The sequence below is a fragment of the Pseudomonas nitroreducens genome (genome assembly GCF_010994165.1).
GTDB lineage: Bacteria > Pseudomonadota > Gammaproteobacteria > Pseudomonadales > Pseudomonadaceae > Pseudomonas > Pseudomonas nitroreducens.
On sequence record NZ_WMBX01000002.1, the window covers coordinates 1069568 to 1095939 of the forward strand.

General features: G+C 65.0%; 22 protein-coding genes. 14 read left to right on the forward strand and 8 right to left on the reverse strand.

Annotation, left to right across the window (positions count from 1 at the left end; genetic code table 11):
• The first annotated feature begins 24 nt into the window (after positions 1-24).
• The 5 genes from GJV37_RS12700 to fhuB all read left to right on the forward strand — a co-directional run bounded on the left by GJV37_RS12700 (position 25) and on the right by fhuB (position 8707).
• On the forward strand, positions 25-1044 hold the full coding sequence (locus tag GJV37_RS12700) for a FecR family protein (protein ID WP_170858755.1): 1020 nt from the start codon (positions 25-27) through the stop codon (positions 1042-1044).
• A 372-nt stretch (positions 1045-1416) separates the two neighbouring features.
• Complete coding sequence (locus tag GJV37_RS12705; RefSeq protein ID WP_170858756.1) at positions 1417-3105, forward strand: cyclic peptide export ABC transporter; 1689 nt, start codon at positions 1417-1419, stop codon at positions 3103-3105.
• A 169-nt stretch (positions 3106-3274) separates the two neighbouring features.
• Positions 3275-5671 carry a TonB-dependent siderophore receptor gene (locus tag GJV37_RS12710; protein WP_084357938.1) on the forward strand — a complete coding sequence of 799 codons (2397 nt, stop codon included), beginning with the start codon at positions 3275-3277 and terminating at the stop codon, positions 5669-5671.
• A gap of 128 nt (positions 5672-5799) precedes the next feature.
• Complete coding sequence (locus GJV37_RS12715; RefSeq protein WP_193452611.1) at positions 5800-6705, forward strand: ABC transporter substrate-binding protein; 906 nt, start codon at positions 5800-5802, stop codon at positions 6703-6705.
• On the forward strand, positions 6698-8707 hold the full coding sequence (gene fhuB / locus GJV37_RS12720) for a Fe(3+)-hydroxamate ABC transporter permease FhuB (RefSeq protein WP_193452612.1): 2010 nt from the start codon (positions 6698-6700) through the stop codon (positions 8705-8707). The genes GJV37_RS12715 and fhuB overlap by 8 nt, the downstream gene beginning before the upstream one ends.
• Before the next feature lie 59 nt (positions 8708-8766).
• Here the strand turns inward: fhuB and catA are convergent, their stop codons facing one another.
• Both catA and hpaC read right to left on the reverse strand, forming a co-directional pair.
• Positions 8767-9699, reverse strand: coding sequence for a catechol 1,2-dioxygenase (gene catA / locus GJV37_RS12725; RefSeq protein ID WP_170858759.1), 933 nt, complete (start codon positions 9697-9699; stop codon positions 8767-8769).
• 31 nt (positions 9700-9730) lie between these two features.
• Positions 9731-10252, reverse strand: a complete 522-nt coding sequence (hpaC, locus tag GJV37_RS12730) for a 4-hydroxyphenylacetate 3-monooxygenase, reductase component (protein WP_024767261.1) — start codon at positions 10250-10252, stop codon at positions 9731-9733.
• A 266-nt stretch (positions 10253-10518) separates the two neighbouring features.
• On the opposite strand from hpaC, the gene GJV37_RS12735 reads away from it, so the two are divergent.
• The gene (locus GJV37_RS12735) at positions 10519-11145 is read left to right on the forward strand and encodes a response regulator transcription factor (protein WP_193452613.1); all 627 of its coding nucleotides are present in this window, start codon (positions 10519-10521) and stop codon (positions 11143-11145) included.
• A 15-nt stretch (positions 11146-11160) separates the two neighbouring features.
• On the opposite strand, the gene GJV37_RS12740 is transcribed toward GJV37_RS12735, so the two are convergent.
• A complete protein-coding gene (locus GJV37_RS12740; RefSeq protein WP_170858760.1) occupies positions 11161-12156 on the reverse strand; it encodes an asparaginase in 996 nt (331 codons plus the stop codon).
• Positions 12157-12241: 85 nt separating this feature from the next.
• A complete protein-coding gene (locus GJV37_RS12745) occupies positions 12242-13684 on the reverse strand; it encodes an alanine/glycine:cation symporter family protein (protein WP_024767264.1) in 1443 nt (480 codons plus the stop codon).
• Between the two features lie 168 nt (positions 13685-13852).
• Between GJV37_RS12745 and GJV37_RS12750 the strand changes: the two genes are divergently transcribed.
• Positions 13853-14671 carry a helix-turn-helix domain-containing protein gene (locus GJV37_RS12750; protein WP_024767265.1) on the forward strand — a complete coding sequence of 273 codons (819 nt, stop codon included), beginning with the start codon at positions 13853-13855 and terminating at the stop codon, positions 14669-14671.
• Positions 14672-14787: 116 nt separating this feature from the next.
• On the opposite strand, the gene GJV37_RS12755 is transcribed toward GJV37_RS12750, so the two are convergent.
• Complete coding sequence (locus tag GJV37_RS12755; protein ID WP_024767266.1) at positions 14788-15672, reverse strand: DMT family transporter; 885 nt, start codon at positions 15670-15672, stop codon at positions 14788-14790.
• Positions 15673-16192: 520 nt separating this feature from the next.
• Here GJV37_RS12755 and GJV37_RS12760 point away from each other — a divergent pair.
• Positions 16193-17443, forward strand: a complete 1251-nt coding sequence (locus GJV37_RS12760; protein ID WP_193452614.1) for an OprD family porin — start codon at positions 16193-16195, stop codon at positions 17441-17443.
• A gap of 105 nt (positions 17444-17548) precedes the next feature.
• On the opposite strand, the gene GJV37_RS12765 is transcribed toward GJV37_RS12760, so the two are convergent.
• Positions 17549-18778 (reverse strand): PilT/PilU family type 4a pilus ATPase, encoded by a 1230-nt coding sequence (locus GJV37_RS12765; protein ID WP_024767267.1) that lies wholly within the window; start codon positions 18776-18778, stop codon positions 17549-17551.
• Between the two features lie 186 nt (positions 18779-18964).
• On the opposite strand from GJV37_RS12765, the gene GJV37_RS12770 reads away from it, so the two are divergent.
• The 5 genes from GJV37_RS12770 to GJV37_RS12790 all read left to right on the forward strand — a co-directional run bounded on the left by GJV37_RS12770 (position 18965) and on the right by GJV37_RS12790 (position 23051).
• Positions 18965-19243, forward strand: coding sequence for a peptidylprolyl isomerase (locus GJV37_RS12770; RefSeq protein ID WP_024767268.1), 279 nt, complete (start codon positions 18965-18967; stop codon positions 19241-19243).
• A gap of 12 nt (positions 19244-19255) precedes the next feature.
• The gene (locus GJV37_RS12775; RefSeq protein WP_084359312.1) at positions 19256-19618 is read left to right on the forward strand and encodes an MmcQ/YjbR family DNA-binding protein; all 363 of its coding nucleotides are present in this window, start codon (positions 19256-19258) and stop codon (positions 19616-19618) included.
• Positions 19618-20172 carry a putative glycolipid-binding domain-containing protein gene (locus tag GJV37_RS12780; RefSeq protein ID WP_170858762.1) on the forward strand — a complete coding sequence of 185 codons (555 nt, stop codon included), beginning with the start codon at positions 19618-19620 and terminating at the stop codon, positions 20170-20172. Before GJV37_RS12775 ends, GJV37_RS12780 begins: the two co-directional genes overlap by 1 nt.
• A gap of 136 nt (positions 20173-20308) precedes the next feature.
• Complete coding sequence (locus GJV37_RS12785; RefSeq protein ID WP_084359307.1) at positions 20309-21490, forward strand: MFS transporter; 1182 nt, start codon at positions 20309-20311, stop codon at positions 21488-21490.
• A 283-nt stretch (positions 21491-21773) separates the two neighbouring features.
• Positions 21774-23051 carry an OprD family porin gene (locus tag GJV37_RS12790; protein ID WP_084359305.1) on the forward strand — a complete coding sequence of 426 codons (1278 nt, stop codon included), beginning with the start codon at positions 21774-21776 and terminating at the stop codon, positions 23049-23051.
• A 72-nt stretch (positions 23052-23123) separates the two neighbouring features.
• On the opposite strand, the gene GJV37_RS12795 is transcribed toward GJV37_RS12790, so the two are convergent.
• Both GJV37_RS12795 and GJV37_RS12800 read right to left on the reverse strand, forming a co-directional pair.
• Complete coding sequence (locus GJV37_RS12795) at positions 23124-23405, reverse strand: hypothetical protein (RefSeq protein ID WP_024764475.1); 282 nt, start codon at positions 23403-23405, stop codon at positions 23124-23126.
• 158 nt (positions 23406-23563) lie between these two features.
• Positions 23564-24514, reverse strand: coding sequence for a phospholipase D family protein (locus GJV37_RS12800; protein WP_024764474.1), 951 nt, complete (start codon positions 24512-24514; stop codon positions 23564-23566).
• A gap of 246 nt (positions 24515-24760) precedes the next feature.
• On the opposite strand from GJV37_RS12800, the gene GJV37_RS12805 reads away from it, so the two are divergent.
• Positions 24761-26350 (forward strand): ABC-F family ATPase, encoded by a 1590-nt coding sequence (locus GJV37_RS12805; RefSeq protein WP_038803663.1) that lies wholly within the window; start codon positions 24761-24763, stop codon positions 26348-26350.
• Positions 26351-26372: the final 22 nt, after the last annotated feature.

Genomic DNA, 26372 nt, shown 5'->3' on the forward strand with positions numbered 1-26372 from the left:
CAAACGGCCTCACCGAGATCCCTGATGACCAGCTCCCCCGCCCCGTTCGACGATGACCGCATCAGCGCCGAAGCCGCGCACTGGTGCGCGCGTCTGCACGATGCCGAGTGCAGCGATGCCGAGCGCGCCGATTTTGCGCAGTGGCTCGAAGTCGACCCGCGACACGAGGAGGAGTACCAGGCAATGCTGGAGATCTGGCAGCTCTCGGAACTGCTGCCGCCCACTCCGCAGATCCAGCCGAACCTTGTCGTCAGCCCGGCACCCCATCGCGCACGCAGCCAGCGTCGTCCGCGCAACGGCAGGCGCATTGCTGCCATGGCCGCTGGCCTGCTGCTCGCCATCGGCGCGGTCTGGTCGGCGGGCTGGTCCGCCGGGCTGCTGCCCTCGCGGGTCGGCTATTACGCTGCGCAACCCGCGCCGCGCATGGTCGAACTGGCCGACGGCTCGAACGTTGAGCTCAACAGCAATTCGCAACTGGTCTTCGCCAACTTCCGCGACCGCCGCAGCGCCTGGCTGAAAAGCGGTGGCGAAGCCTACTTCCAGGTCGCCCACGACACGCTGCAGCCCTTCTCGGTGTGGACCGACAACGGCAGCGTGCGAGTCACCGGCACCCGCTTCAACGTCTGGACCGACTCCCGCCAGATGCTGGTCACCCTGCTCGAAGGCTCGGTGGTGGTCAGCCCTCCCGACAGCGTCGACGGCAACAGTGCGCAACTCACACCCGGCATGCAGGCCCGCTACCTGAAGGGCAGCGAGCGCATCGAACTGGCCCAGGTGGCCCCGGCCGGAGCCATCGCCTGGACCGAAGGCAAGCTGGTGATCGACGATCTGACGCTTCAGGCCGCCATCCCGCTGATCAATCGCTATCTCAAGCAGCCGGTATTCCTCGACGACGCCACGGTCGCGGCCATGCGCATCGGCGGCATCTACCGCACGGACGACCTGCAGGCGCTGGTGGATTCGCTGCCCAAGGTCCTGCCGCTGGAGCTGCGCAAGGACAACCAGGGCCGTATGGTGCTCGCCAGTCGGTACGTGCAGCTCTGATAGTCGCCACGCGGGCATGCCGGGTAGCGGCGTGCCGTGCGGGATCGCGAGCAAGCTCGCTCCTACAAAAAGCACCCAAGTCCCAGGCCAGACTGCAGGAGCGCGCTTGCTCGCGAACTCCAATGCGACGAAATCCGCAGCTGCCAACAGACTCCGACACCTGGTGCCCGCTCCTGAAAGAGGCCGCGACCAGGCGTCCCACCCATACGCGCCCTTCCTACTTGCGAAACTTTCGCAAATTCTCTTCAGTTTTCTCCTGGCTCATTCGTCTTGATAGGAACGATTCGGATTTGCCGATGATCTCCTGATTCGCGCGCCGTCTCGTCCCGTTGTGCGGCCTGCCCTGTGGCAGGCCGGGGCCAGGAAAAGACGATGCCAACACCCGCTCCAAGCGCCTTGCGCGAAATGCTCAAACTGCTGCGGCCGCACTGGCTGCCGCTGACCGCCGCCACCCTGCTGGGGATTCTGGGCGGCTTGGCCATCACCGCGCTGCTCGCCACCATCAACTACAGCCTGCACTCCCAGGGCGGCATGCCCGCCGGCCTGCTGCTGGGTTTCGCCGGGCTGTGCGTACTGGCGCTGCTGGGTTCGATCATTTCCGACATGGGCACCAACTACGTCGGCCAGCACGTGATCGCTCGGCTGCGCAAGGACCTGGGCAGCAAGATCATTTCCGCGCCCATCGAGCAGATCGAGCGCTACCGCAGCCACCGCCTGATTCCGGTGCTGACCCACGACATCGACACCATCAGCGATTTCGCCTTCGCCTTCGCGCCGCTGGCCGTCGCCCTGACCACCACACTCGGCTGCCTTGGCTACCTGGCCTGGCTGTCGCCGCCGATGTTCCTCGCCACCGCCATCGCCATCGTCGTCGGCAGCGCCGTGCAGTACGTCGCGCGAGCCAAGGGCATCAAGGGCTTCTTCGAGGCCCGCGACAAGGAAGACGAGCTGCAGAAGCACTACCGCGCCATCGCCGAGGGCGCCAAGGAGCTGCGCATCAGCCGCCCGCGCCGCTTCCAGCATTACAGCGAACGCCTGCAGGGCACCGCCGACGAGATCTGCGACATCCAGCTGCGCTCGATCAACCTGTTCAACGTCGCCAAGGGCTTCGGTTCCACGCTGTTCTTCATCGTCATCGGCGTGGCGCTGGCGTACCAGTCGCTGTGGCCGAGTACCGACCAGGCGACGCTGTCCGGCTTCATTCTCGTGCTGCTGTATATGAAAGGCCCGCTGGAAGGGCTGATCGGCCAACTGCCGGTGGTGACCCGCGCGCAGGTCGCCTTCCGCCGCATCGCCGAACTGTCAGTGCGTTTTTCCTCGCCGGAGCCGAACCTGCTGCTGGCCGACGATGGCCGCCAGCCGCTGGAGTTCCAGTCCATCGAGCTGCGCGACCTGTCCTACCACTACCCCACCGACGACGGCACCCGTGGCTTCGGCGTCGGCCCGCTGAACCTGAAGGTGAATCGAGGGGAAATCCTCTTCATCGCCGGCGAGAACGGCTGCGGCAAGACGACGATGATCAAGCTGCTGCTCGGCCTCTACGTCCCGCGTGACGGCGAACTGCTGCTCAATGGCGAAGCGGTCGGCGATAGCGGCCGCGACGACTACCGCCAGCTGTTCACCACCATCTTCGCCGACTACTTCCTCTTCGAGGACCTGCTCAGGGGCAGCCAGGACATCCCGGCAGAGGCCGGCCGCTACCTGGAGCGCCTGGAAATCGCCCACAAGGTCAGCCTGCAGGGCCAGGCGTTCTCGACGACCGACCTGTCCACCGGCCAACGCAAGCGCCTGGCGCTGGTGCAGGCGTGGCTGGAGAAGCGCCCGGTGCTGGTGTTCGACGAATGGGCCGCGGACCAGGACCCGGAATTCCGCCGCATCTTCTACACCGAGCTGCTGCCCGAGCTGCGCGCCCAGGGCAAGACGCTGATCGTGATCTCCCACGATGACCGTTACTTCGACGTCGCCGACCGCCTGCTGCGCATGCGCGCCGGGCAGATCGTGGAGATCGAGGACCACCGCACTGCGACCCCGCCCGGCCCTTCCGGCGTGGCGCTGCGCTGACCGTCGGGCGGCCCGGATGGCCGCCCTTTCACCCGGTCGTCGTTGAACAACAAAAAAGATCGAACGGAATTTTCCGGTTTTTTCCAACCGGCGCGTCACATAAAGCTGAATCATTCTTATTAGAAACTGCATTACAAGATCACGCTGACAAGATCATAGGAGCTAACAAGTGAGTCGCACCCGCAATGCGCTGCAATCCCGGCACCCGGTGAAGCCCCTGGCCCGCCTGGTCCGCGCCACCGCCCTGGGGATGGTTCTGACCGCCACCGCCGTAGAGGCTGCGCCGGTCCGCATCGATATCCCGGCCCAGTCGCTGGCTTCCGCCCTGACCAGCCTGGGCACGCAGTCGAACCTGCAGATCGTCTTCAACCAGACCCAGGTGCAGAACCTGCGCGCCCCCGGTGTGCGCGGCGAGATGGAGCCCACCGCGGCGCTGGAGCGCCTGCTGCAAGGCACCGGCATCAAGTACCAGGTCGAAGGCAGCCGCGTGACCCTGCTGGGCGCCGATGCCGCCAGCGGCGACACCCTGAACCTGTCCGCCCAGGTCATCACCGGCGCCATCGAAGGTGAAGACAGCTATGTGCCGCGCACCTCCAACAGCGGCAGCAAGACCGACACCCCGCTGCTGGAAATCCCCCAGTCGATCTCGGTGATCACCCGCAAGCAGATGGACGCCCAGGGCGCCCAGACCGTGACCGAGGCGTTGCGCTACGTGCCCGGCGTCAAGGTGGAAGCCTATGGCCTGGACCCCAAGGGCTTCGACTGGATGTACATCCGCGGCTTCAATGCCCAGGCCACCAGTGACTACCTCAACGGCCTGCGTCAGCAGAACAACAGCTACGCGTTCTTTCGCAGCGAGCCCTATGCCTTCGAGCGCATCGACGTGGTCCGTGGCCCGTCTTCCAGCCTGTTCGGCATGGGTGATGCCGGCGGCATCGTCAACCGCGTGAGCAAGAAGCCCACCGCCAACCACATCAACGAAGTGGAACTGACCGGCGGCAACCATGACCGCAAGCAGGGCCAGTTCGACCTGGGCGGCGCGCTGGACGACCAGAACCAGTTCCTCTACCGCGTGGTGGGCCTGGCCCGCGACGCCAACACCCAGGCCGAATACGACGACGGCCACGAGGTCGAGGACGACCGCTACTACATCGCCCCGTCCTTCACCTGGGCGCCGGACGAAGACACCAGCCTGACCGTGCTCACTGACTTCCTGCGTGACCGCAACTCCGGCTCGATCTTCGACTACAGCGTCAACGGCCACCCCACCGGCACCCTGCTCGGCGATCACAGCTACAACCACTTCAGCCAGGACCAGTACACCCTGGGCTACGAGTTTCGCCACCGCCTGAACGACACCTGGGAATTCCGCCAGAACGCCCGCTACGGCCAGGTCGACCTGGTGTTCGCCAACCTGCTGCCGCAACTGCAGGTCGGCCGCAACATCATCCGTACCGCTGACCGTTTCGATCAGCACATGGACACCTTCAATCTGGATAACCAGTTCCAGGCCAACTTCGACACCGGCGCGTTCAAGCACACGCTGCTGATGGGCGTCGACTACAGCTGGCAGGACGCCGACATCGCTCGCTGGCGCACCCTGGGCCCGTCGCTGAACCTGGACAACCCGCAGTACGGCCAGAGCGTGCAGCGCCCGACCAAGGACACCACCCTCCCCGGCCAGGCCATCAACTACGACCAGACCATCCAGCAGGTGGGCGGCTACATCCAGGACCAGGTCAAGTTCGACGACCACTGGATCCTCACCGCCGGCGGCCGCTACGACTACGTGCGCAACGACCTCGACAGCCATACCAGCGCGCACACCATGCAGAAGGACAACGCCTTCACTGGCCGCGTCGGCCTGACCTACCTGACCGATTTCGGCCTGGCGCCCTACGTCAGCTACTCGGAGTCCTTCGTACCCAACACCGGCATCACCGCCGACGGTGGCGCCTTCAAGGCCAGCGAAGCCCACCAGTACGAAGCGGGCGTGAAGTTCCAGCCGGACGAAACCCTGCTGATCACCCTGGCCGCCTACGAGCTGACCAAGGAAAACATCCTTACCACCCAGCTCAACGCCAACGGTGTGCCGACCGGCTTCAGCGAGCCGACCGGCGAGCAGCGTTCGCGCGGCATCGAGGCCGAGTTGAAGGCCAAGCTGGATCAGAACTGGGACCTGCTGGCCTCCTACACCTACACCAAGGCCAAGATCACCAGCAGCAACGACGGCAACGAGGGCAATCGCCCGGCCAACGTGCCCGAGCACATGGCCAACGGCTGGCTGAACTACACCTTCCACGAAGGCGCGGTCGACGGTCTCTCCATCGGCGGCGGCGTGCGCTACACCGGTTCGCTCTACGGCAACAACGCCAACACCTATCACGTCGACAACTACACCCTGTTCGACGCCGGCGTGAGCTACCCGCTGAACAAGAACGTGACCCTCTCGGTGAACGCCCAGAACCTGCTGGACGAGGAATATGCCGCCACCTGCGACAGCCCGATCTCCTGCTACCCGGGCCTGCGCCGCACCGTCATGACCAGCGTGAAGTACAGCTGGTAAGGCACGGGCGGAAGCGGCCCCGCGCCGGTTCCGCCTGCTGCTTCCGGGCTCCCTGTTCGCAGGGGGCCCTTTGTTGTTTCAAGAGCCTGCTGTTTCAGAAGCCTGTTGTTTCACGCGAGGAGTAGTGCATGTCCCTCACCCGTCGCCACCTGCTGCAGGGCCTCGCCCTGGGCGGCCTGGCCTGCGCCTGCGGCCTGCCGGTTTTCGCCGGCGAGCGCCTGACGCGGATCGTCGCGCTCAACTGGGTCGCCGCCGAGACGCTGCTGACCCTGGGCGTACCGCCGCTGGCGATTTCCGACGACCGCTATTACCGGGTGCGCATGCCGACCATGGCTCTGCCGGAAAGCGTGCGTGACGTGGGCCCCTACTGGGAACCGAACCTCGAACTGATCCAGCAGTTGCAGCCGCAACTGATCCTCAGCGACCCGATGACGCCGACCTTGCAGCGTCGACTCAACGGCATTGCGCCGACCGAAAAGGTCGCTATCTACCCGGCTGCCGAGGGTGCCTGGAAAGCCACTACCGACTTCATGAACGACCTGGCGCGGCGACTCGGCGTCGAGCAGGTGGCTGCCGACTACATCGCCGCTGGCGAACAGCGCCTGGCCGAGCTGCGCGCAGAACTGGCCAAGCGCAGCCTGCCGCCGGTGTGCGTCGCCGTACTCAACCAGGACGGCCGCCACGCCGCTGTCTACGGCAGGAACAGCATGGTGCAGGACGTGCTCGACCGCCTCGGCGTCGAGAATGCCTGGCAAGGGCCGGTCGGCCCGGTGGGGCTGGCCATGGTCAGCATCGAACGCCTGGCCGAGCGCCCGGATGCGCACCTGGTCTACGTCGACATCCCCACCACCTCGGCACGACTGCAGAGCCTGCGGCAGCCCAACGACCTCTGGGCCAACCTGCCCGCCGTGCGCCAGGGGCACACGCTGACGCTGGAGCGCTTCTATCCCTACGCCGGCGCTGCCTCGGTGCTGGACCTGGCCGAACGCATCGCCGCTTACCTGGACAATGCCACGGAGGTCGCCCATGCCTGAATCGACCCTCGGACTCGCCGCACCACGCCGCGGCCTGCCGATTGGCCCGGCGCTCTGTACGCTGCTGCTGGCGCTCCTCGCCGCACTGCTGGTATTCCATGGCCTGCAAGGCGCCCTGCCCCGCGAACTCTGGTGGCAGGCCTTGTGGTCGCCGGACCTGGACGACGTGCGCCAGGTGCTGCTGCACTTCAGCTTCTTCCCGCGCCTGGCGGTGAGCCTGATGGCTGGCGCCGCGCTGGCCCTGGCCGGCACGCTGTTCCAGCAGATCCTCCGTAACCCGCTGGCCGAGCCGGTGACGCTGGGCGTTTCCGCCGGCGCCAACCTGGCACTGTCGGCCGCCACCATATTCGCCCCGACGCTGCTGGTGCATGGCCTGGAGGCCGTCACCCTGACCGGCGCCGCGCTCGCCACCGCCCTGCTGTTCGCCTTTGCCTGGGGCCGCACGCTGTCACCGCTGCGTTTCATCCTCGCCGGCATGGTCATCAGCCTCTATTGCGTGTCGCTCAACGCGCTGCTGGTGCTGTTCAACCACGACTACCTGATCGACCTGCTGCTCTGGCAGGCCGGCTCGCTGAACCAGAGTGGCTGGGACGGCGTGCTGTACCTCGCCCCGCGTCTCGCAGTGGCCATGGTCATCGCCCTGTTGATGGTGCGCCCGCTGGCAGCCCTGGGCCTGGAAGATGAAGGCGCGGCGGCGGTCGGCGTCAACCTGCGCCGTACCCGCGTATTGGGTCTGGCCGTGGCCGTGGCGCTGAGTGCCTTCGTGACCAGTGCCGTAGGCATGCTCGCCTTCGTCGGCCTTGCCGCGCCGGCGATTGCCCGGCTGTGTGGTGCCCGCACGCTGAAGCAACGGCTGATCTGGGCGCCACTGCTGGGCGCTGCGCTCCTCTGCGTGGTGGACCAGATCGCCCGCGAGCTGTCGCGCTTCGCCGGGGAAATTCCCGCCGGCATCCTCACCGGCATTTTCAGCGTTCCGCTGCTGCTGTGGCTGCTCAGCCGCCAGCGCAGCGGCGGGATCATCCCGCGCCCGGCGCCAGCCAGGCCGCAGCGGGAGCATCCGTGGCGGCTGATCATCGGCATGGCCATCCTGCTCGCCTTGCTGACGCTGCCGGCGATCTACTTCGCGGTGGACGCCAACGGCTGGCACTGGGGCGACGCCGGTCTGCGCGACGCCATCGCGCAATGGCGCCTGCCGCGCGTACTCGGCTCGCTCGCCGCCGGCGCCATGCTGGCCGTCGCCGGACTGCTGGTGCAGCGCCTGACCGGCAACCCCATGGCCAGCCCGGAAGTCCTCGGTGCCACGTCCGGCGCGGCCATCGCCGTGCTGGTGCTGTTCCTGGTGATGCCGCAGCCGCAGGCCTACATGGTGCCAGCCGCCAGCATCGGCGCGCTGCTGACGCTCGGCCTGCTGCTGTGGTTCGCCTGGCGCAAGACGTTCAACGCCGAGCGGCTGCTGTTGACCGGCGTGTGCCTGACCACCTTGTTGCACTCGTTGAGCACGTTGCTGCTGGCCAGCGGTGACCCGCGCATGACCGCGATGATGAGCTGGATGACCGGCTCGACCTATCAGGTGGATGTGACGTCCGCGAGCACCGGCCTGGTCGTCGGAGCGTTGATGATCGGTATCAGCCTGTTGCTGGCTCGCCCGCTGGACCTGCTGACCCTGGGCAACGGCACCGCGACTGCGCTGGGCTTGCGGTTGCGCGGGAGTCACCTGGCAATCCTGCTGACCGCTGCGGTGTTGACCGCCACCGCTACCATCATCGTCGGCCCACTGAGCTTCGTCGGTCTGATCGGCCCGCACATCGCCCGCCACCTCGGCGTCCGTCGCGCCGCGCCGCAATTGCTCCTGAGCGCGCTGGCCGGAGCCGTGATCATGGTGGTGGCGGACTGGCTGGGGCGGAACATCGCCTATCCCTGGCCGGTCTCTGCGGGTCTGCTGGCGGCGTTCATCGGTTGCCCGTACTTCCTCTGGCTGATGCATCGAGAACGGCGGGGCTGAACGCAGCACGCCCAAGTTCATGCAGGGCGTGCAACCGCGAACCGTTGTCCGCCTTACGGTCAGGTCTCCTGCAGCGCGCGGGGGCGGTTGCTGCGGTCTTCGGCATCGGCGGAAACCGCCGGCTGCAGCTGGAAATCGAATTCGATCTCGGCGAAGCGCCCTTCTACTCCGCGCGCTTTGGCCGCCGCCGCGTCCTCGACGAAACGCAGCTCGCCGATCAGCCCGTCGCGGGTGGCATAGGCAAAGTCGTCCCACAGGTACTGGTCGCCGGCGAGATTGATCTGTGTGGTCAGGTGGCGATGGCCCGGCGCGGAGATGAAGAAGTGGATGTGCGCCGGGCGCTGGCCGTGGCGGCCGAGTTGGTTCAGCAGCTCCTGGGTCGGGCCGTCCGGCGGGCAGCCGTAGCCGCTGGGCACGATGCTGCGCGCCTGGTAGCGGCCTTCGGCGTCGGTGACGATGCGCCGGCGCAGGTTGTACTCGGACTGGGTACTGTCGAAGTACGAGTAGGTGCCGTTGGTGTTGGCGTGCCAGAGGTCGACCACGGCGCCAGCCAGCGGCTTGCCGTCGAGGTCGAAGACGCGGCCGGAGAGGAACATCACGGTGCCGGCGTCTTTTCCGTCATCCATCCGCGCCTCGCCCTCGGACAGCGGCGCACCGGCCACGTACAGCGGCCCTTCGATGGTGCGCGGGGTGCCGCCTTCGATGCCGGCGGCAGCGTCCTGGGCGTCCAGCAGCAGGTCGAGGTAGTGCTCGATGCCCAGGCCGGCGACGACCAGGCCGGCTTCCTGGCGCGCGCCGAGGCGGTTGAGGTAGTCCACGGCTTTCCAGAACTCGTCGGGGGTGACGCTCATGTCCTCGATGAGCCTGGCGGTGTCCTGCAGGATGCGCAGGACGAGGTTCTTCACCCGCGGGTTGCCGGCATCGTTCAGGGCGCCGCTGGCTTCTTCGAAGAAGTTCTGGATGTCGGCAGTCTGGGAAATCTTCAGGGTCACGTTGATCACCTCGTTCTTGTTGTTTTCGGAGTCAGCTGGCGCAGCGCACGGCCTCGCGGTCGACGCGGTGGAAGACGCGATTGAAGTACACCAGGCTGTCCTGGCGCTCGCGCACGGCGACCTTTTCCAGCTCGACGAACATCACGGTGTGCGAGCCGACTTCCTTGCAGTCGCTGATGCGACCCTCGAGGCTGACCAGCGCCTGGCGCAGCACCGGCAGGCCGGCGTAGCCGTCGTCCCAGAGGTCCCAGGCGAAGCGCTCTTCCATCGATACCTTGGTCATCCCGGCGAAGTGCTTGGCCAGCTCTTCCTGCTCGCCACAGAGCACGTTGACGCACAGGTGGCCGTTGCTGCGGAATACATCATGAGTGGCGCTGCCGCGGTTGACGCAGACCAGCACCGTGGGCGGCGAGTCGGTGACCGAGCAGACCGCGCTGGCGGTGATGCCGCAGCGGCCTTCCGGGCCGTTGGTGGTGATGATGTTCACCGCCGCCGGCAATTGCGCCATGGCGTTGCGGAAATCGATCTGGGTCTGGCTGAGGGTGTTGGCCATGTCTTCGCCCCTTGTGCTGGAGTGGCCGGCACGCCCGGCCTTTCTTGTATGGGGCCAGCGTAGGGCAGCGCCAGGGCGCGAAACATTCAGACGATTACCACCCCAGAGGGTGGTGGCCGCTAGTCATCTAGGTGGTTTCTTTATCGTCAGCCTCGGCGACTATGGGTATGCTCCGGGACATGCCATTGCGGCGACCGGGCCAAAGCCCGGCGTACGCGGCCTACGTGCAGCTCTACAACGATAAAAAAAGAAAGTGGCAACGCCTGATGGATGCTAGAAAACCCGTGGTCTACATCGTCGACGACGACAAGGACCTGCGCACCTCCCTCGCCTGGCTGCTCGAATCGGTCAGCATCGAATCGCTGTGCTACGGCGGCGCCGAGGAGTTCCTGCGCGAATACGCCCCCAAGCTCCCCGCCTGCCTGGTGCTCGACGTGCGCATGCCCGAGACCAGTGGGTTCCAGTTGCAGGAAATGCTCAACGACAAGGGCATCGCCCTGCCGACCATCTTCGTCACCGCCCACGGCGACATCCCCATGTCGGTGAAGGCGATGAAGAACGGCGCGCTGGATTTCGTCGAGAAGCCCTACAACCCGCAGCAGATGCTCGATCGCATCCAGGCCGCACTGAAAAGCGCGGTACAGGTACACGCCGGGCAGGAGCAGAAGCAGGTCCTGCAGCACAAGCTCGACCTGCTGACCGGGCGGGAACGGGAAATCCTGATGATGGTGGTGGACGGCAAGGCCAGCAAGGTTATCGCCCGCGAGCTGAACATCAGCGTCAAGACCGTCGACGTGCACCGCACCAAGATCAAGGAAAAGATGGGCGTGAGCAGCATCGCCATGCTGGTACGCGAAGTGCTCAACGTGCCGCTGGAAGAATCGCGCCCCTGACCGGGGCGCTCTCCCTTAATTCGTTTCGACGCGCTCGCCGCACAGGTCGAGGGCGAACAGGCGCTCCGTCTCGGCCGGCGCCAGGCCGCTGCCGATCAGGCTGAACAACTTGCCCAGCGCCGCTTCGCGGGTCATGCCTCCGCCGGAAACCAGCCCCGCATCGCGCAGGCGACTGCCCGCGGCATAGACGTCGAACGCCACGTGCCCCTGCGGGCATTGGCTGATCGCAGCCAACACCACGCCGCGAGCATGAGCCTCGCGCAATACCGCGAGCAGCTCCTCGTTATCCGACGGACCGGTGCCGCTGCCGTAGCACTCCAGCAGCAACGCCTGTACCCCACTGCCGAGCAGCGCACGCAGGTGCTCGGCACGCAGGCCGGGGAACAGCGGCAGCACGGCGAGGTTCACCGGTTGGCGCGGCTGGCGGTAGTTCAGTTCGGCAGGAAGCGATTCCGCGCGTTCACCTTTGCGCTCACGCGGCAACACGGCAAAGGCATCGAACGCCTCGCTGCGCAGCTTGGTGACGCGGGCGCCGTGCATCATCTCGCCATTGAAATACAACCAGACACCCGGCTCGACACCGGCATCCAGTGCATTCAGCGCGCCCAGCAGGTTCGCCGGCGCATCGCTGCCCGGCGCGCCCATCGGCTGCATGGAGCCGGTGAACACCACGGGCACGTCCAGCCCCAGGAGCAGGAAGGACAGCGCCGCAGCGCTGTAAGCCAGGGTGTCGGTGCCGTGCAGGACCAGCACGCCGTCATGGTCGCCCTGCTCCACCGCACCGACGATGGCGTCGCGCATGGCCAGCCAGTTGGCCTGGGTCATGTTGGCACTGTCGAGCAGCGGTTGCAGTTCGCTGAAGGACCAGTCGAGGTGAATCTCGCCGTGTCCTTGCAGTTGTTCGCGCATGCGCGCTTCGAAACCGCCAGCCGGCGCCAGGCCTTCGGCAGTCTGCAGCATGCCGATGGTGCCGCCGGTATAGAGGACGAAGAGGTTCTTCACGCGACGCATGCCAGTGCTCTTGTAGGAAAGTCACAGGATAAACCGCAAGGCCGGGAGAAGTCCCGGCCTTGCGTATCAGACCAAAGTCAGCGGATCAGCCCTGGGCGGGCAGGCTGCCGTGGGCCGGAGCGGTCGAATTGATCTTGTGCGCGTCGCGCCAGGCGTCGTGGTCGATGTCCAGGTCGGCGAACTTGCTGGCGTCGAACACCGGGCGCTCGATACCGGAGCGGCGCTGCTCGTCGTAGTCGCGCATCACGCGCAGGCCGGTCTTGATCAGCATCGCCAGGGCCACCAGGTTGACGAAGGCCAGGCAGGTCATGGTGATGTCGGCGAAGGCGAACACGGTGCCCAGGTTCTGCATCGAGCCCCAGAGGATCAGGCCCAGCACCAGTACGCGGAAGGCGATCAGCGCGGTGCGGCTGCGGCCGACGATGAACTGCAGGGCGTTCTCGCCGAGGTAGTAGTTGTAGGTGATGCAGGTGAACACGAACAGCGACAGCGCGACGCTGACGAAGATCCGACCCCAGTCACCGACCACGGCGGCCAGCGAGTTCTGGGTCAGGGTGATGCCGTCGCCTTCGAAGCCCGGGGTGTAGAAGCCTGAGAGCAGGATCAGCAGCGCGGTGCAGGTGCAGATGACGAAGGTGTCGAGGAACACGCTGAACGCCTGGACCACGCCCTGGGACGCCGGATGGCGCACGGCGGCGACTGCGGCCACGTTCGGCGCGCTGCCCAGGCCCGCTTCGTTGGCGAACACGCCACGCTTCACGCCCATCACGATGGCGCTGCCCAGCAGGCCGGCGAAGGCCGGTTCCAGGCCGAAGGCGCTCTTCACGATGGTGGTCAGCATGCCCGGCACCAGCTCGATCTGGGTGACGATCACGTACAGGGTCACGGCGATGTAGGCCAGGGTCTTGACCGGCACCAGCAGGTCGGAGACCGCGGCGATGCGCTGGATGCCACCGAAGAACACGATGGCCAGCAGCACGGCCAGGGCGATGCCCGAGTACAGGACCGGGATGTCGAAGGCATTCTGCAGCGAGTGGGTCACGGTGAAGGCTTGCAGGCCGTTGAAGGCGAAACCGTAGGTCACCAGCAGCAGGACCGCGAAGGTCATGGCCATCCAGCGCAGCTTCAAGCCGTGCTGGATGTAGTAGGCCGGGCCGCCGCGGTACAGGCCGTTGCCGTCGCTACGCTTGTAGACCTGGGCCAGGGTGCACTCGAAGAAGCTGCTGGACATGCCCACCAGCGCGGTGACCCACATCCAGAACACAGCGCCGGGGCCACCGAGGGTCACGGCGATGCCGACACCCGCGATATTGCCGGCACCCACGCGGCCGGCGAGGCTCAGCATCAGTGCCTGGAACGAGCTCAGCTGGCCGGATTGGCCACGGATCGACTCCTTGAACACGCCGAACATGTGGCCGAAGTGGCGGAACTGGACGAAACGGGAGCGGATGGTGAAGTACGCGCCGAGTCCTACGATGAGGACGATGAGGACTTTCCCGGAGAGGAAATCGTTGATCGCGTCGAGCATGTGCTGGGGCCTCGATTGTTATTGTGGGAGCACGGACCTGGGGCTGGTCCGCTCACTGGGGGCGCATGGTTGCGCCCGAAGCCTTCCGAAACAATTTCGCGGCTTGCTACGAATTGATGCTACCTGACGCTATAATTGCGCCAGTCGCATCACCTGGACCTGGCACGAATGTCCGAAAACCTCGGCCCCAATCTCAAGCTGCTCTGCGCGCACTACCGCTCTATTTCGGAGGTTTGCCGCAAGCTTTCGATCAACCGCGCACAGTTCAACAAGTATCTCGGCGGGCAGAGCCAGCCCACCGCGTACAACCTCAAGCGGATTGGCGACTTCTTCGGCGTCGAGGACTACGAGCTGCAATTGCCGCCCGAGCAATTCGCCCGGCTGATTGGTGCGCGCGGCACCTCGCAGGCCAACGTGCAACGCGACGATCCATTGCTGGAAATGCTCCGCCCGCTGCGCGACCACGCAGGCAACCTGTCGCGTTACTGCGGCTACTACTTCGAGTATTCCAACTGCATGTCGGTCCCCGGCTCGATCCTGCTCTCGCTGGTGCACCTGTACGAAGAGGACGGCAATTTCCTCTTCGAGCGCCAGGAGCGCCAGGAGCGTTCCAGCAGCACCGACGTGCAGGCCGAGGACTGGGTGCGTTGCCGCTACCTGGGCGCAGCGTTCCAGTTGCAGGACCGGGTGTTCCTGATGGACTACGAGTCGCTCACGGTCAACGAGATGAGCCAGACCATCCTCATCCCCAGCTTCAAGAGCCGCATCACACGCCTGAACGGCCTGAAGACCGGCGTCTCCAGCGGCGACCGGCGCACCCCGGCCTGCACTCGCGTGGTCTGGGAGTACCTGGGGCCGGAGATCAACCGCATCAGCGCCTATCGCCAGGTGAAGCTGTACCAGCCGGACGACCCGCGCATCGACGACGACGTGCGCCAGCGCCTGCAGGTCGGGCCGATCCGCCACGGGTTGTTCGAGATCGAGTAAGCCTGCTCGGCGCTATTGCTTTCTGTAGGAGCGAGCTTGCTCGCGAACGGATTCACCGGTTGCTCCGACGCTGGGCTGTTCGCGAGCAAGCTCGCTCCAACAGCAACGGTGTCGCCCTACCCCTTGCGACTCTGCAGCCAGGCCGCCGCCAGCCCGCTGCCGCAGATCACCGCGATCCCCAGCAGCGCCGACGGCTCCGGCGTATGGCCGAAGATCACGAACCCCAGCAGCCCGGCGAAGACGATCTGGCAATAGCTGAACGGTGCCAGCAGAGCCGGCGCGGCATGCTTGAAAGCCTGGGTCAGGAACAGGTGCGCGGTCATCCCGCAGGTGCCCAGGGCCAGCATCATCAGCCCATGGACCAGTCCCGGCCATTGCCAGAAGAACGGCACCAGCGCGCTGACGATCAGGGTGTTGCACAACCCGGCGAAGAAGTTGCTGGTGGTCGGACTGTCCACCTGGCTGAGCTTGCGGGTCAGCAACTGGTAGAAGCTGAAACACAGCGCCGAACCGAAGGGCAGCAGGACTGCCGGGGTAAACAGGTCACCGCCGGGGTGGACGATGACCAGCACGCCGGCGAATCCCACCAGCACTGCGGCCCACTGGCCGAAACTGACCCGCTCGCCCAGCAGCGGTACCGACAATGCCGTCACCAGCAGCGGCGCGAGGAAGTTCACCGAGGTCGCCTCGGCCAGCGGTATGTACTGCAGCCCCGTGGTGAACAGGAAGCTGGTACCCAGCAGGCACAGTGCCCGTAGCGTCTGCAGGAACGGATGGCGGGTCCGCAGCACGGCGAGGCCGGCGCGCGGCAGGAAGATGCCCGCCATCAGCAGCGTGTGCACCACATAGCGCGCCCACACCACCATGACGATGGGATAGATGCTCGCCAGGTACTTGGACAGCGCGTCGTGGCTGGAGAACAGGAAGGTCGCCAGGACGATGAGCAGGATGCCCTTGAAGGGCTGGTGGACGCCGGACAACGGCGATTGGCTGGTACTCATCGACTCACGGATTCAATAGGCAGATGCGGCCGGCACGGGGGCCAACATGGAGAGCGGGACAGCCTAGCAGGAGGCTCTGCAGAAAGAATCCGCCGCGCCGCTACCCGAGCACCTCGCGGGTCCGCTGAAAGGCCGGGCGATACGAGTCCTGCTCGGCGTTGTGCCAGGCATCCTACGCGCAATGCCGGCGGAAGAATGTTCCATTTGGTTAATTCATGTTCGAACAGCGAACGCTTACGCCTCTGGCGAATTGCGGCCCGCCGGCGCGGAGCACCACTATGGACCCAGCCGCCGCCTCGATGCGGCGCCAACAACTATAAGAAAGGTCCGTTCACATGCTCATGCTCACCCTGGCACGCCTGCGCGCGTGCATCGCTCGTACCGCCCCTCCGCACATTCCTGTCGCGCCTGGCTGATCCGCGTCCTGACCGCCTTAGTCCTCCATCCGCCGCCCTCCGAAAGGGCCGCGCGGAGGTCCCCGCTCGCCTCAACAATGACAAGAATGCCGAGGGAATACCCCATGCTCCGCCACCTGCCGCATCTCACCATCAGCGTCTGCCTGTTACCCACCCTGCCCGTCCTGGCCAGTGCCGACGAAGGCGGCTTTCTCGATGACGCCAAGGCCAGCCTGCTGCTGCGCAACTTCTACATGAACCGCAATTACGTCGGCGAAGCCCGCCAGGACAAGGCGGAGGAATGGACCCAGAGCTTCATTCTCGACGCCCGCTCCGGCTACACCCAGGGCACCGTCGGGCTCGGCCTGGACCTACTCGGGCTGTACAGCCTGAAGCTCGATGGCGGCAAGGGCACGGCCGGCACCCAGTTGCTGCCGACCCACGACGACGGTCGCCCAGCCGACGATTTCGGCCGCCTGGCGGTGGCCGGCAAGGCCAAGGTGTCGAACACCGAATTCAAGGCCGGTGAATGGATGGTGGTGTTGCCGATCCTGCGCTCGGACGACGGCCGCTCGCTGCCGCAGACCTTCCAGGGCGCCCAGGTCACCTCGAAGGAAATCGACGACCTGACGCTCTACGGCGGCCAGTTCCGCCAGAACAGCCCGCGCAACGACGCCAGCATGCAAGACATGTCACTGTTCAACCGCCCCGCCTACACCTCGGACCGCTTCAACTTCGCCGGTGGCGAATACCGCTTCAACGGCGACCGCACGCTGGTCGGCCTGTGGAACGCGCAGCTGAAGGACATCTACCAGCAGCAATACCTGCAGCTGCAGCACAGCCAGCCGCTGGGCAATTGGGTACTCGGTGCGAATATCGGCTACTTCTGGGGCAAGGAGGATGGCAGTGCCAAGGCCGGAGACCTCGACAACCGGACATTTTCAGGAATGTTTTCGGCCAAGTACGGTGCAAGCACCTTCTACCTCGGCCTGCAGAAGGTCATGGGCGATGACGAATGGTTCCGCGTCAATGGCACCAGTGGTGGCACCCTCGCCAACGACAGCTACAACGCCAGCTACGAGAGCGCGAAGGAGCGCTCCTGGCAACTGCGTCATGACTACGACTTCGCCGCCTCCGGCTTTCCCGGCCTGACCCTGATGAACCGCTACATCCACGGCGAAAACGTGCACAACGCCAGCACCACCGACGGCAGCGAATGGGGCCGCGAGAGTGAACTGGCGTACACAGTGCAGAGCGGCACCTTCAGGACGCTGACCGTGAAGTGGCGCAACTCGACCATGCGCCGGGACTGGGGCAGCACCAACAGCTTCGACGAGAATCGGCTGATCATCAGCTATCCGCTGTCATTACTCTGATGCGCTTTGGGCGCCGAACTCACCGACGCGCGAAGGAACGCGCTGATTCCGCTCCCATGAAAAAGCCCCGGCGTGCCGGGGCTTTTCCTTCGTTCAACTGGCGGTTTACTGCCCGGCCGGCTTCTCGGCGTCTTCCGCCTCGATCTCTTCCAGTGCCAGTTCCAGCCCCCAACTCGAAGCCTCGACAGGCTGGGTGGCCGGCGGCGGTGCAACCGGCGCCGGGGCAGCTGGCTTGGCAGCCGCAGGTGTGGCGGTGCTGCCGACGCTGCCCGGGTTGTCCTTGTACAGCTTGAGCTTCAGCCGCAGGTTGTTCGCCGAGTCGGCGTTCTTCACCGCCTCTTCCTCGGTGATCGCCCCTTCCACCGCCAGGTCGAACAGCGCCTGGTCGAAGGTCTGCATGCCCAGGGCACGGGACTTGTCCATGATCTCCTTGATCGAACTGAAGTCGCCACGCTTGATGATGTCGCTGATGGTCGCCGTGCCCAGCAGCACTTCCACTGCTGCACGGCGCTTGCCGTCCTGGGTGCGTACCAGGCGCTGGGAAACGAAGGCCTTGAGGTTGTTGCCCAGGTCGTTGAGCAGCTGCGGCCGGCGCTCCTCGGGGAAGAAGTTGATGATGCGGTCCAGCGCCTGGTTGGCGTTGTTCGCGTGCAGCGTGGAGATCGCCAGGTGGCCGGTGTCGGCGAAGGCCAGGGCGTGCTCCATGGTCTCGCGGTCACGGATCTCGCCGATCAGGATCACGTCCGGCGCCTGGCGCAGGGTGTTTTTCAGTGCGGCATGGAAGCTGCGGGTGTCCACGCCCACTTCGCGCTGGTTGATGATCGACTTGCGGTGCCGGTGCACGTATTCGATGGGGTCTTCGATGGTGATGATGTGGCCGCCGCTGTTGCGGTTGCGGTGGTCGATCAGCGCCGCCAGGGAAGTGGACTTGCCCGAGCCGGTGCCGCCGACGAAGAGCACCAGGCCGCGCTTCTCCATGACCACCTTGAGCAGCACGTCGGGCAGCTTCAAGTCGTCGAACAGCGGAATGTCCAGCTTGATGTTGCGCGCCACGATGGACACTTCATTGCGCTGTTTGAACAGGTTGATCCGGAAACGCCCTACACCGGGAACTGAAATCGCCAGGTTCATCTCCAGCTCGCGGTCGAACTCCGCACGCTGCTCCTCGTCCATCAGCCCATAGCCGATGCGGGCGACATCGCCTGCCTTCATCGGCTCGTTGGACAGGGGTTTGAGCACCCCGTTGAACTTGGCGCAGGGCGGCGCGCCGGTGGAGAGGTAAAGATCCGAACCATCCTGGGTGGCCAGGATCTTGAGCATCGCTTGGATATCCATTGAACTGCATCCGTACGCAAGGTGGCGGCGGACGCCGTCTGTAAGCGGCGCCCCATAAATAAGAATTTGCTTATTGACTCTATGGAGCGCCCCCAGGCCAGACAATGCAACCCATCGCGAAATGCGACCTGCATCACTGCTGCCGTACAATCGCGCCCAGACGCTTTCATCTAAGGACACGAAACAATGCCCGTTGCCATGGCCCGCCACATCCTGGTCAAGACCGCCGCCGAAGCCGAGCAGATCAAGCAGCGCCTGGCCAAGGGCGAGGATTTCGCCGCCCTGGCGCGCAAGCACTCCACCTGCGCTTCCGGCAAGCGCGGCGGTGATCTGGGCGAGGTACGCCCCGGCCAGATGGTGAAGTCCATCGACCAGGTAATCTTCAAGAAGCCGGTCGGCGTGGTCCACGGCCCGGTGAAAAGCCAGTTCGGCTACCATCTGGTCGAGGTCTATTTCCGGGACTGAGGGAACCGAGTCATGACGCCGCAACAGATCGCCCGCTTCTGCCTGGAACTGCCCGGCGCCCGCGAAGACATCAAGTGGGGCAGCAACCGAGTGTTTTCGGTGGCGGGCAACAAGATGTTCGCCATCCTCGATTTCCTCGACAGCGGCAATGGCGGCCTGGCGTTCAAGGTCGGCCCGGAGCTGTTCCTGGGCTATGTCGACCGCCCCGGCATCCGCCCTGCGCCCTACCTGGCGCGGGCCTTCTGGATTTCCATGCAGCGCCCCTACCCCATGGGCGATGCCGAACTGCGCGAAGCCCTGACCCGTTCGCACCAACTGGTGGTCGCCCGCCTGCCCAAGCGGCAGCGCCTGGGCCTCGTGCTGGAGGCGCCCTGATGCGCACGCTGAATTGGGAAGGCCTGTGGCACGCGCCGACCTCCAGCTGGGAGTCCCTGCAATTGGGCGACGGCCGCGCGGAAAGCCAACTGCGCGCCATCGACGAGGCGGGCGGGCCGCCCTATCAGTTGGAGTATCAACTGGAGTGGGACAGCCAATGGCGCCTGCGCGAGGCGCATTTCTCCGTCGAGAGCGAGCGCGGTGCGCATCAGCTTCACCTGCTGACCGATGGCGAAGGCCATTGGCGAAGCGGCAGCGGCGAGTTGCTGAGCGAGCTGGAAGGATGCCTGGACATCGACCTCTGGCCGTCGCCCTTCACCAACACCTTCCCGATCCGCCGCCTGCAACTGGCCGACGGCGATCGCCGCGAACTGGCGGTGGTGTATCTGGAAGCGCCGAAGCTCATGCCGGTGCGGATGCGCCAGGGCTATACACGCATCGACGCCACTCACTACCTGTACGAAAACCTGGAGGGCACGGACTTTCAGGCGTTGCTGTCAGTGGATGCCGAAGGCCTGGTGATCGATTACCCGACACTCTTCCGCCGGGTGTGACAGGCTCGCCCCTGCGGATGACACCCCTGGCTGGCGCCTACGCAAAACCATATCCAGGTAGTTCGTTAGCTAGCTTTCCTACATGGCCACTGCGGTCCATCATGTAGCACCCACCTGCCGTACCGAACTGCTGCACATGCCTGCCCAGAACCGCTCCACCGCGTCCACCCTGCAAGTGGTGTCCGTCGTCCTGTTCACCTTCATCGCCTACCTGACCATCGGTATCCCGCTGGCCGTGCTCCCCGGCTATGTGCACACCGACCTGGGTTTCGGCTCGGTCATGGCGGGCCTGGTCATCAGCATCCAGTACCTGGCCACCCTGCTGACTCGTCCCTACGCCGGCAAGGTCATCGATACTCTCGGCCCCAAGCGCGCCGTGCTCTACGGCATGCTCGGCTGCGCCGGCAGTGGCGCGCTGATGCTCGGTTCCTGGGCGATGCAGGGCCTGCCGTGGCTCAGCCTCGGCCTGCTGATGGCTGCACGCCTGGTACTGGGCACCTCGGAAAGCCTGGTCGGCAGTGCCTCGATCGCCTGGGGCATCGACCGCGTCGGTGCGGCGAACACCGCCAAGGTGATTTCCTGGAATGGCATCGCCAGCTACGGCGCCCTGGCCATTGGCGCGCCGTTGGGCGTGCTGATGGTCGGCCAACTCGGGCTGGCCAGCCTGGGAAGCAGCGTAGTCCTGTTGGCGGCGCTCGGCTTCGCCCTGGCCTGGCCCAAGCGCGCCGCGGCATTGGTGCATGGCGAGCGTATGCCCTTCCACCACGTACTCGGCCGGGTATTCCCCCACGGCATGGGCCTGGCACTGGGCGGTATCGGATTCGGCACCATCGCCACGTTCGTCACGCTTTATTACGCCAGCCTCGGCTGGAAAGACGCCGTCTACTGCCTGACCGCTTTCGGTGGCTGCTTCATCGGCGCGCGACTGCTGTTCGCCAACGCCATCAACCGCCACGGCGGTTTCCGCGTAGCCATCGCCTGCCTGTCGGTGGAAAGCCTCGGCCTGCTCCTGCTGTGGAGCGCCCCGACGCCATGGATCGCCCTCGCCGGCGCGGCGCTGACCGGCTTCGGCTTCTCCCTGGTGTTCCCCGCGCTGGGCGTGGAAGCCGTCGGCCTGGTGCCTGCCTCCAATCGCGGCGCCGCGCTGGGCGCCTATTCGCTGTTCATCGACGTGTCGCTGGGGGTTACCGGGCCGCTGATGGGCGCCGTCGCCAACGGCTTCGGCTTTGGTTCGATCTTCCTCTGCGCCGCGCTCGCAGCATTCAGCGGGCTGATGCTCAGTTTGTGGCTCTATCAACATTCCTATCAGCAGCCCTGATTGACACGGCGCAGCTTTAGAACCGCAACAGCGTTGATTGCCTTCGAGCGCCCCTGATCCGGGAGCCATCGCCGTTGATCAGGTCATCATGACATCCGCATGACAGAGGCTGGACGAAAAAGTTCGATCCTCTGCTATTATCCGGCGGCGCCGGGGCGACCACGCCCCGAATACAACCAAAAGAACATGCCAGCACAGAACTCCACCTACCCCGTTCACGCACTTCGGGGCGGAGAGCTTTTTTCTTTCTGTTCGCTGGCGCTGCACCATTAAGGAAATCAAGATGCTGAACCACCGGATCAGTCTGCTCGCACTGGGGATCCTCGCGTCGACCGCCGCGATGGCCGAAGACCAGTCCACTGCCAAGGGCTTCGTCGAAGACAGCCACCTGGACCTGTTCTTCCGCAATGCCTACATGAATCGTGACTACAAGCACGGTCGCGACGACAAGGCCGAGTGGGGCCAGGCCGCTACCGCGACCTTCACCTCCGGCTTCACCCAGGGCACCGTGGGCTTCGGCGTTGACGCCTTCGGCATGTACGCCCTGCGTCTGGATGGCGGCCAAGGTAAGAGCGGCGCTGCCGGCATCGACTTCTTCAAGCAGGGCGACAGCGGCGAAGCCGCCAACGACCTGGCCCGCGCCGGCGGTGCAGTAAAAGCCCGCTTCTCCAACACCGTGATCAAGTACGGCGACCAGATGCCGGCCCTGCCGGTGCTGAGCTACGACAACTCCCGCCTGCTGCCGGAAAGCTTCACCGGTACCCTGATCACCTCCAAGGAGATCGAAGGCCTGGAGCTGAACGTCGGGCGCTTCACCTCGGAAACCCGCAAGAGCGCCGAAGGGCGTGACAGCGGCGGCCTGAAGCGCATCGACGTGTTCGGCGGCAGCTACAAGTTCACCGACAACTTCAGCGGCTCCCTGTACGGCTATGAGAGCGAAGACGTCGCCCGCAAGCAGTACATGAACCTGAACTACGTCATCCCGGTAGCCGACAAGCAGTCCCTGACCCTGGACTTCAACGGCTATCGCACTCGCGTGAACGAAGACTTCGCTGCCGACCACGGCTACGACGGCACCAAGAACACCATCTGGAGCCTGTCGGCCGCCTACAACATCGGCGCCCACACCTTCATGGTCGCGCACCAGCGCAACAACGGCGACTCCGGCTACCAGTACGGCTGGTACCAGAACGAAGGTGGCCTGGGTGATGGCGGCACCACCATCTGGCTGGCCAACTCCTACTGGTCGGACTTCAACGGCGAGGACGAGCGTTCCTGGCAGGGCAGCTACAGCCTGGACTTCGCCGAGTACGGCGTTCCCGGCCTGAGCTACACCGTGGCCTACGTCTACGGCGACAACATCAAGACCGCCGAGACCAGCAACGGCAAAGAGCGTGAAATCTTCAACCAGTTGAAGTACGTCGTACCGAGCGGCCCGGCCAAGGACCTGTCGGTCAAGCTGCGCGGTTCCTGGCTGCGCGTGTCCAACGACGCCCGCTCCTACAACGACGACGGCAACGAAGTGCGCGTCTTCGTCGAGTACCCGGTCAACATCTTCTGATGATCTGATCAGGCTCCAAGGAAAACGCCCCGTGGCAGCGATGCCACGGGGCGTTTTTCATTCCGGCCTCTTCTACTCCAGAGTGCGCCGCCTGGGTAGCCACGGCATCGGCGGCAGCGCCATGCGCAGGATGTGGAAGCACAGCAAGAGGATCAACCCACCGGCCACGAAGGAGCCCAGGCGCTGCGCCGGTTCGAGCGTGTCGTTGAGCACATTGAGCAGCAGCATCGCACTGCCCCCCAGCATGCAGGCGAGCAGGAATACCGCAAGGATGTAGATCTTCAGCGTCAACAGCCGCCAGTGCCAGCGCATGCGGCGGCGAACGGGGACTTCATCGGGGGGAAGTTGCGGCACGATCCTTTGCCTCCTGACAGGTTTCTGACGGGCTCACGCAACAGCAGCATGCGACGTCGAGATACTGGCAGGATGCTAGTCCGCACGGCGGGAAATGCCAAGGCGCGCAGGGTGCGACCCATCGACAGGCCGGCTGCGCGCCGATGAATGGCCGGGCGTCAGCGCACCACGCTGTTGATGTCGTGGCGATTGAGGGAGGTGCGCATTTCCTCGTACCACTCCGGAATCACGTCCTTCAGGCGCTCCTTGGCGTCCTCCAGCTTGAACGGCTGGGTATAGCGCTTCTTGCGATAGGAATAGATGAAGTAGGTGCCGTTGCGGTAAAGGATGCGGTCGAAGGTGTAGAAACCGATATGCGTGCCATTGCAGCGCGCAGTCAACACCATGTCGCCCTCTTCGTACGGCAGCACACCCTCGGCACATTCGTAGGTGAAGAACTCGCGCACGTCGTCCCAGTCCACACCATCGCTGCTGGCGTGCAGGAAGGCTTCGGCCTGCTCCTCGGATTCGTCGGAGTGGTCGCTGTACCAGATGAACAGCGGGATACTCTGGTTGGTCTCGTCACCCAGCCAGCTCTCGCCGTCCAGGTACTGCGCGCTGCGTGCGAGGCTCGCCTGCACGCGGCGGTGGCTCTGGCGGTACTCTTCCAGTTGCTCGTCGAACGCAGGAATGTCCTCGCCCAGCACCACGCCGTCCATGCCCTTGATCTCGGCCACGCGCGCCAGGTAATCGGCATACAGCGCCGCATCCTGGATCACGGTGCAGGTATCGCGGGTCAGGCTCAGGCCGATCTCGGTGAAGTTGGCACTGCCGAGGATCACCACGTCCGGCTCGATGAGCACCAGCTTCCAGTGCACGCTGTTCTGTGCACGAAAATCCACGTGCAGGGTCACGCTCTTGCCGGCGTCGCGGACGCAGAAGTCGATGAAGTCCGGCGAGGTGAAGGAATTGATGGTGCCCACCAGCAGGTCCAGGCGATTGCCCTTCTCCACCAGGGTTTCGATCAGTGCCTCGGTTTCACTGGCGGAGGCCGAGACGACCGTGATCAGCTTGCCGCTGACCTGCTCCAGGTACTGCTTGAGCGAATGTTGAGCGTTTAGGATTTTCATACAGCCCCCACCAGAATTCTGAACACCGAATTCTGATGCAGGACAATGGGGGGTTTCAACTGTCGGATGCCGACCTACGCCCGCAAATCGGGCGCTGCAGCGGCAAAGCATGCAGCCCGTGCCTGGTCATGGCATAATGAGCGGCTTTGCCAGGCGCCTGTCGGTCTCGTTCGACGACCGCGCCTTCCCTGCCCGCCCGCGCCGTCAGCGCCCGGCGCGCACCATGTCCAGCCAAGGGTCAGTCAGTTGATTTCCACCGCCAATATCACCATGCAGTTTGGCGCCAAGCCGCTGTTCGAAAACGTTTCCGTCAAGTTCGGCAACGGCAACCGCTACGGCCTGATCGGCGCCAACGGTTGCGGCAAGTCCACCTTCATGAAGATCCTTGGCGGCGAACTGGAGCCCTCGAGTGGCCAGGTCATGCTGGAAAACGGCGTGCGCCTGGGCAAACTGCGCCAGGACCAGTTCGCCTATGAAGACTTCAGCGTGATCGACACCGTGATCATGGGCCACGAGGAACTGTGGAAGGTCAAGGCCGAGCGTGATCGCATCTACTCCCTGCCGGAGATGAGCGAGGAAGACGGCATGGCCGTGGCCGAGCTGGAAGTCCAGTTCGCCGAGTTCGACGGCTACACCGCCGAATCCCGCGCCGGCGAGCTGCTGCTGGGCCTGGGCATTCCGCTGGACCAGCACTTCGGCCCGATGAGCGCCGTCGCTCCGGGCTGGAAGCTGCGCGTGCTGCTGGCCCAGGCGCTGTTCTCCGATCCGGACCTGCTGCTGCTCGACGAGCCGACCAACCACCTGGACATCAACACCATCCGCTGGCTGGAAAACATCATCACGGCGCGTAACAGCACCATGATCATCATTTCCCACGATCGCCACTTCCTGAACAGTGTCTGCACCCACATGGCGGACCTGGACTACGGCGAGCTGCGCCTGTTCCCGGGCAACTACGACGAGTACATGACCGCGGCCGAACAGGCCCGCGAGCGCCTGCTGTCGGACAACGCCAAGAAGAAGGCGCAGATCGCCGAGCTGCAGACCTTCGTCAGCCGCTTCTCGGCCAACGCCTCCAAGGCCAAGCAGGCCACCAGCCGTGCGCGCCAGATCGACAAGATCCAGCTGGAAGAGGTCAAGCCGTCCAGCCGCGTCAGCCCGTTCATCCGCTTCGAGCAGCACAAGAAGCTGCACCGCCAGGCGGTCACGCTGGAAAAGGTCAGCCAGGGCTTCGACGGCACCGCGCTGTTCAAGAACCTGAGCATGCAGGTGGAAGCCGGCGAGCGCATCGCCATCATCGGCCCCAACGGTATCGGCAAGACCACCCTGCTGCGCACCCTGGTCGGCGAAATGGCGCCGACTGCCGGCGAAGTGAAGTGGACCGACAGCGCGGACGTGGGCTACTTCGCCCAGGACCACGCCGAGGACTTCGAGGACGATTACAACCTGTTCGACTGGATGGCCCAGTGGACCCAGGGCGGCGAGCAACTGGTGCGCGGCACCCTCGGCCGCATGCTGTTCTCCAACGACGACATCAAGAAGTCGGTGAAGGTCATCTCCGGTGGCGAACAGGGCCGCATGCTGTTCGGCAAGCTGATCCTCAAGCGCCCCAACGTGCTGGTGATGGACGAACCGACCAACCACCTGGACATGGAGTCGATCGAGTCGCTCAACCTGGCGCTGGAAAACTATCCGGGCACCCTGATCTTCGTCAGCCATGACCGTGAGTTCGTCTCCTCCCTGGCGACCCGCATCATCGAACTGTCGGAAAATGGCGTGACCGACTTCAGCGGTACCTACGACGACTACCTGCGCAGCCAGGGCGTGATCGTCTGATCACTCCCCTGCCCGGATGAAA

Excerpts from the sequence above, each read along its gene's own strand:
- GJV37_RS12700 (WP_170858755.1), top strand. The coding sequence starts at position 25 with ATGACCAGCTCCCCCGCCCCGTTCGACGATGACCGCATCAGCGCCGAA.
- GJV37_RS12705 (WP_170858756.1), top strand. The coding sequence starts at position 1,417 with ATGCCAACACCCGCTCCAAGCGCCTTGCGCGAAATGCTCAAACTGCTG.
- GJV37_RS12715 (WP_193452611.1), top strand. The coding sequence starts at position 5,800 with ATGTCCCTCACCCGTCGCCACCTGCTGCAGGGCCTCGCCCTGGGCGGC.
- fhuB (WP_193452612.1), top strand. The coding sequence starts at position 6,698 with ATGCCTGAATCGACCCTCGGACTCGCCGCACCACGCCGCGGCCTGCCG.
- hpaC (WP_024767261.1), bottom strand. The coding sequence starts at position 10,252 with ATGGCCAACACCCTCAGCCAGACCCAGATCGATTTCCGCAACGCCATG.
- GJV37_RS12735 (WP_193452613.1), top strand. The coding sequence starts at position 10,519 with ATGGATGCTAGAAAACCCGTGGTCTACATCGTCGACGACGACAAGGAC.
- GJV37_RS12740 (WP_170858760.1), bottom strand. The coding sequence starts at position 12,156 with ATGCGTCGCGTGAAGAACCTCTTCGTCCTCTATACCGGCGGCACCATC.
- GJV37_RS12745 (WP_024767264.1), bottom strand. The coding sequence starts at position 13,684 with ATGCTCGACGCGATCAACGATTTCCTCTCCGGGAAAGTCCTCATCGTC.
- GJV37_RS12750 (WP_024767265.1), top strand. The coding sequence starts at position 13,853 with ATGTCCGAAAACCTCGGCCCCAATCTCAAGCTGCTCTGCGCGCACTAC.
- GJV37_RS12755 (WP_024767266.1), bottom strand. The coding sequence starts at position 15,672 with ATGAGTACCAGCCAATCGCCGTTGTCCGGCGTCCACCAGCCCTTCAAG.
- GJV37_RS12760 (WP_193452614.1), top strand. The coding sequence starts at position 16,193 with ATGCTCCGCCACCTGCCGCATCTCACCATCAGCGTCTGCCTGTTACCC.
- GJV37_RS12765 (WP_024767267.1), bottom strand. The coding sequence starts at position 18,778 with ATGGATATCCAAGCGATGCTCAAGATCCTGGCCACCCAGGATGGTTCG.
- GJV37_RS12770 (WP_024767268.1), top strand. The coding sequence starts at position 18,965 with ATGCCCGTTGCCATGGCCCGCCACATCCTGGTCAAGACCGCCGCCGAA.
- GJV37_RS12775 (WP_084359312.1), top strand. The coding sequence starts at position 19,256 with ATGACGCCGCAACAGATCGCCCGCTTCTGCCTGGAACTGCCCGGCGCC.
- GJV37_RS12780 (WP_170858762.1), top strand. The coding sequence starts at position 19,618 with ATGCGCACGCTGAATTGGGAAGGCCTGTGGCACGCGCCGACCTCCAGC.
- GJV37_RS12785 (WP_084359307.1), top strand. The coding sequence starts at position 20,309 with ATGCCTGCCCAGAACCGCTCCACCGCGTCCACCCTGCAAGTGGTGTCC.
- GJV37_RS12790 (WP_084359305.1), top strand. The coding sequence starts at position 21,774 with ATGCTGAACCACCGGATCAGTCTGCTCGCACTGGGGATCCTCGCGTCG.
- GJV37_RS12800 (WP_024764474.1), bottom strand. The coding sequence starts at position 24,514 with ATGAAAATCCTAAACGCTCAACATTCGCTCAAGCAGTACCTGGAGCAG.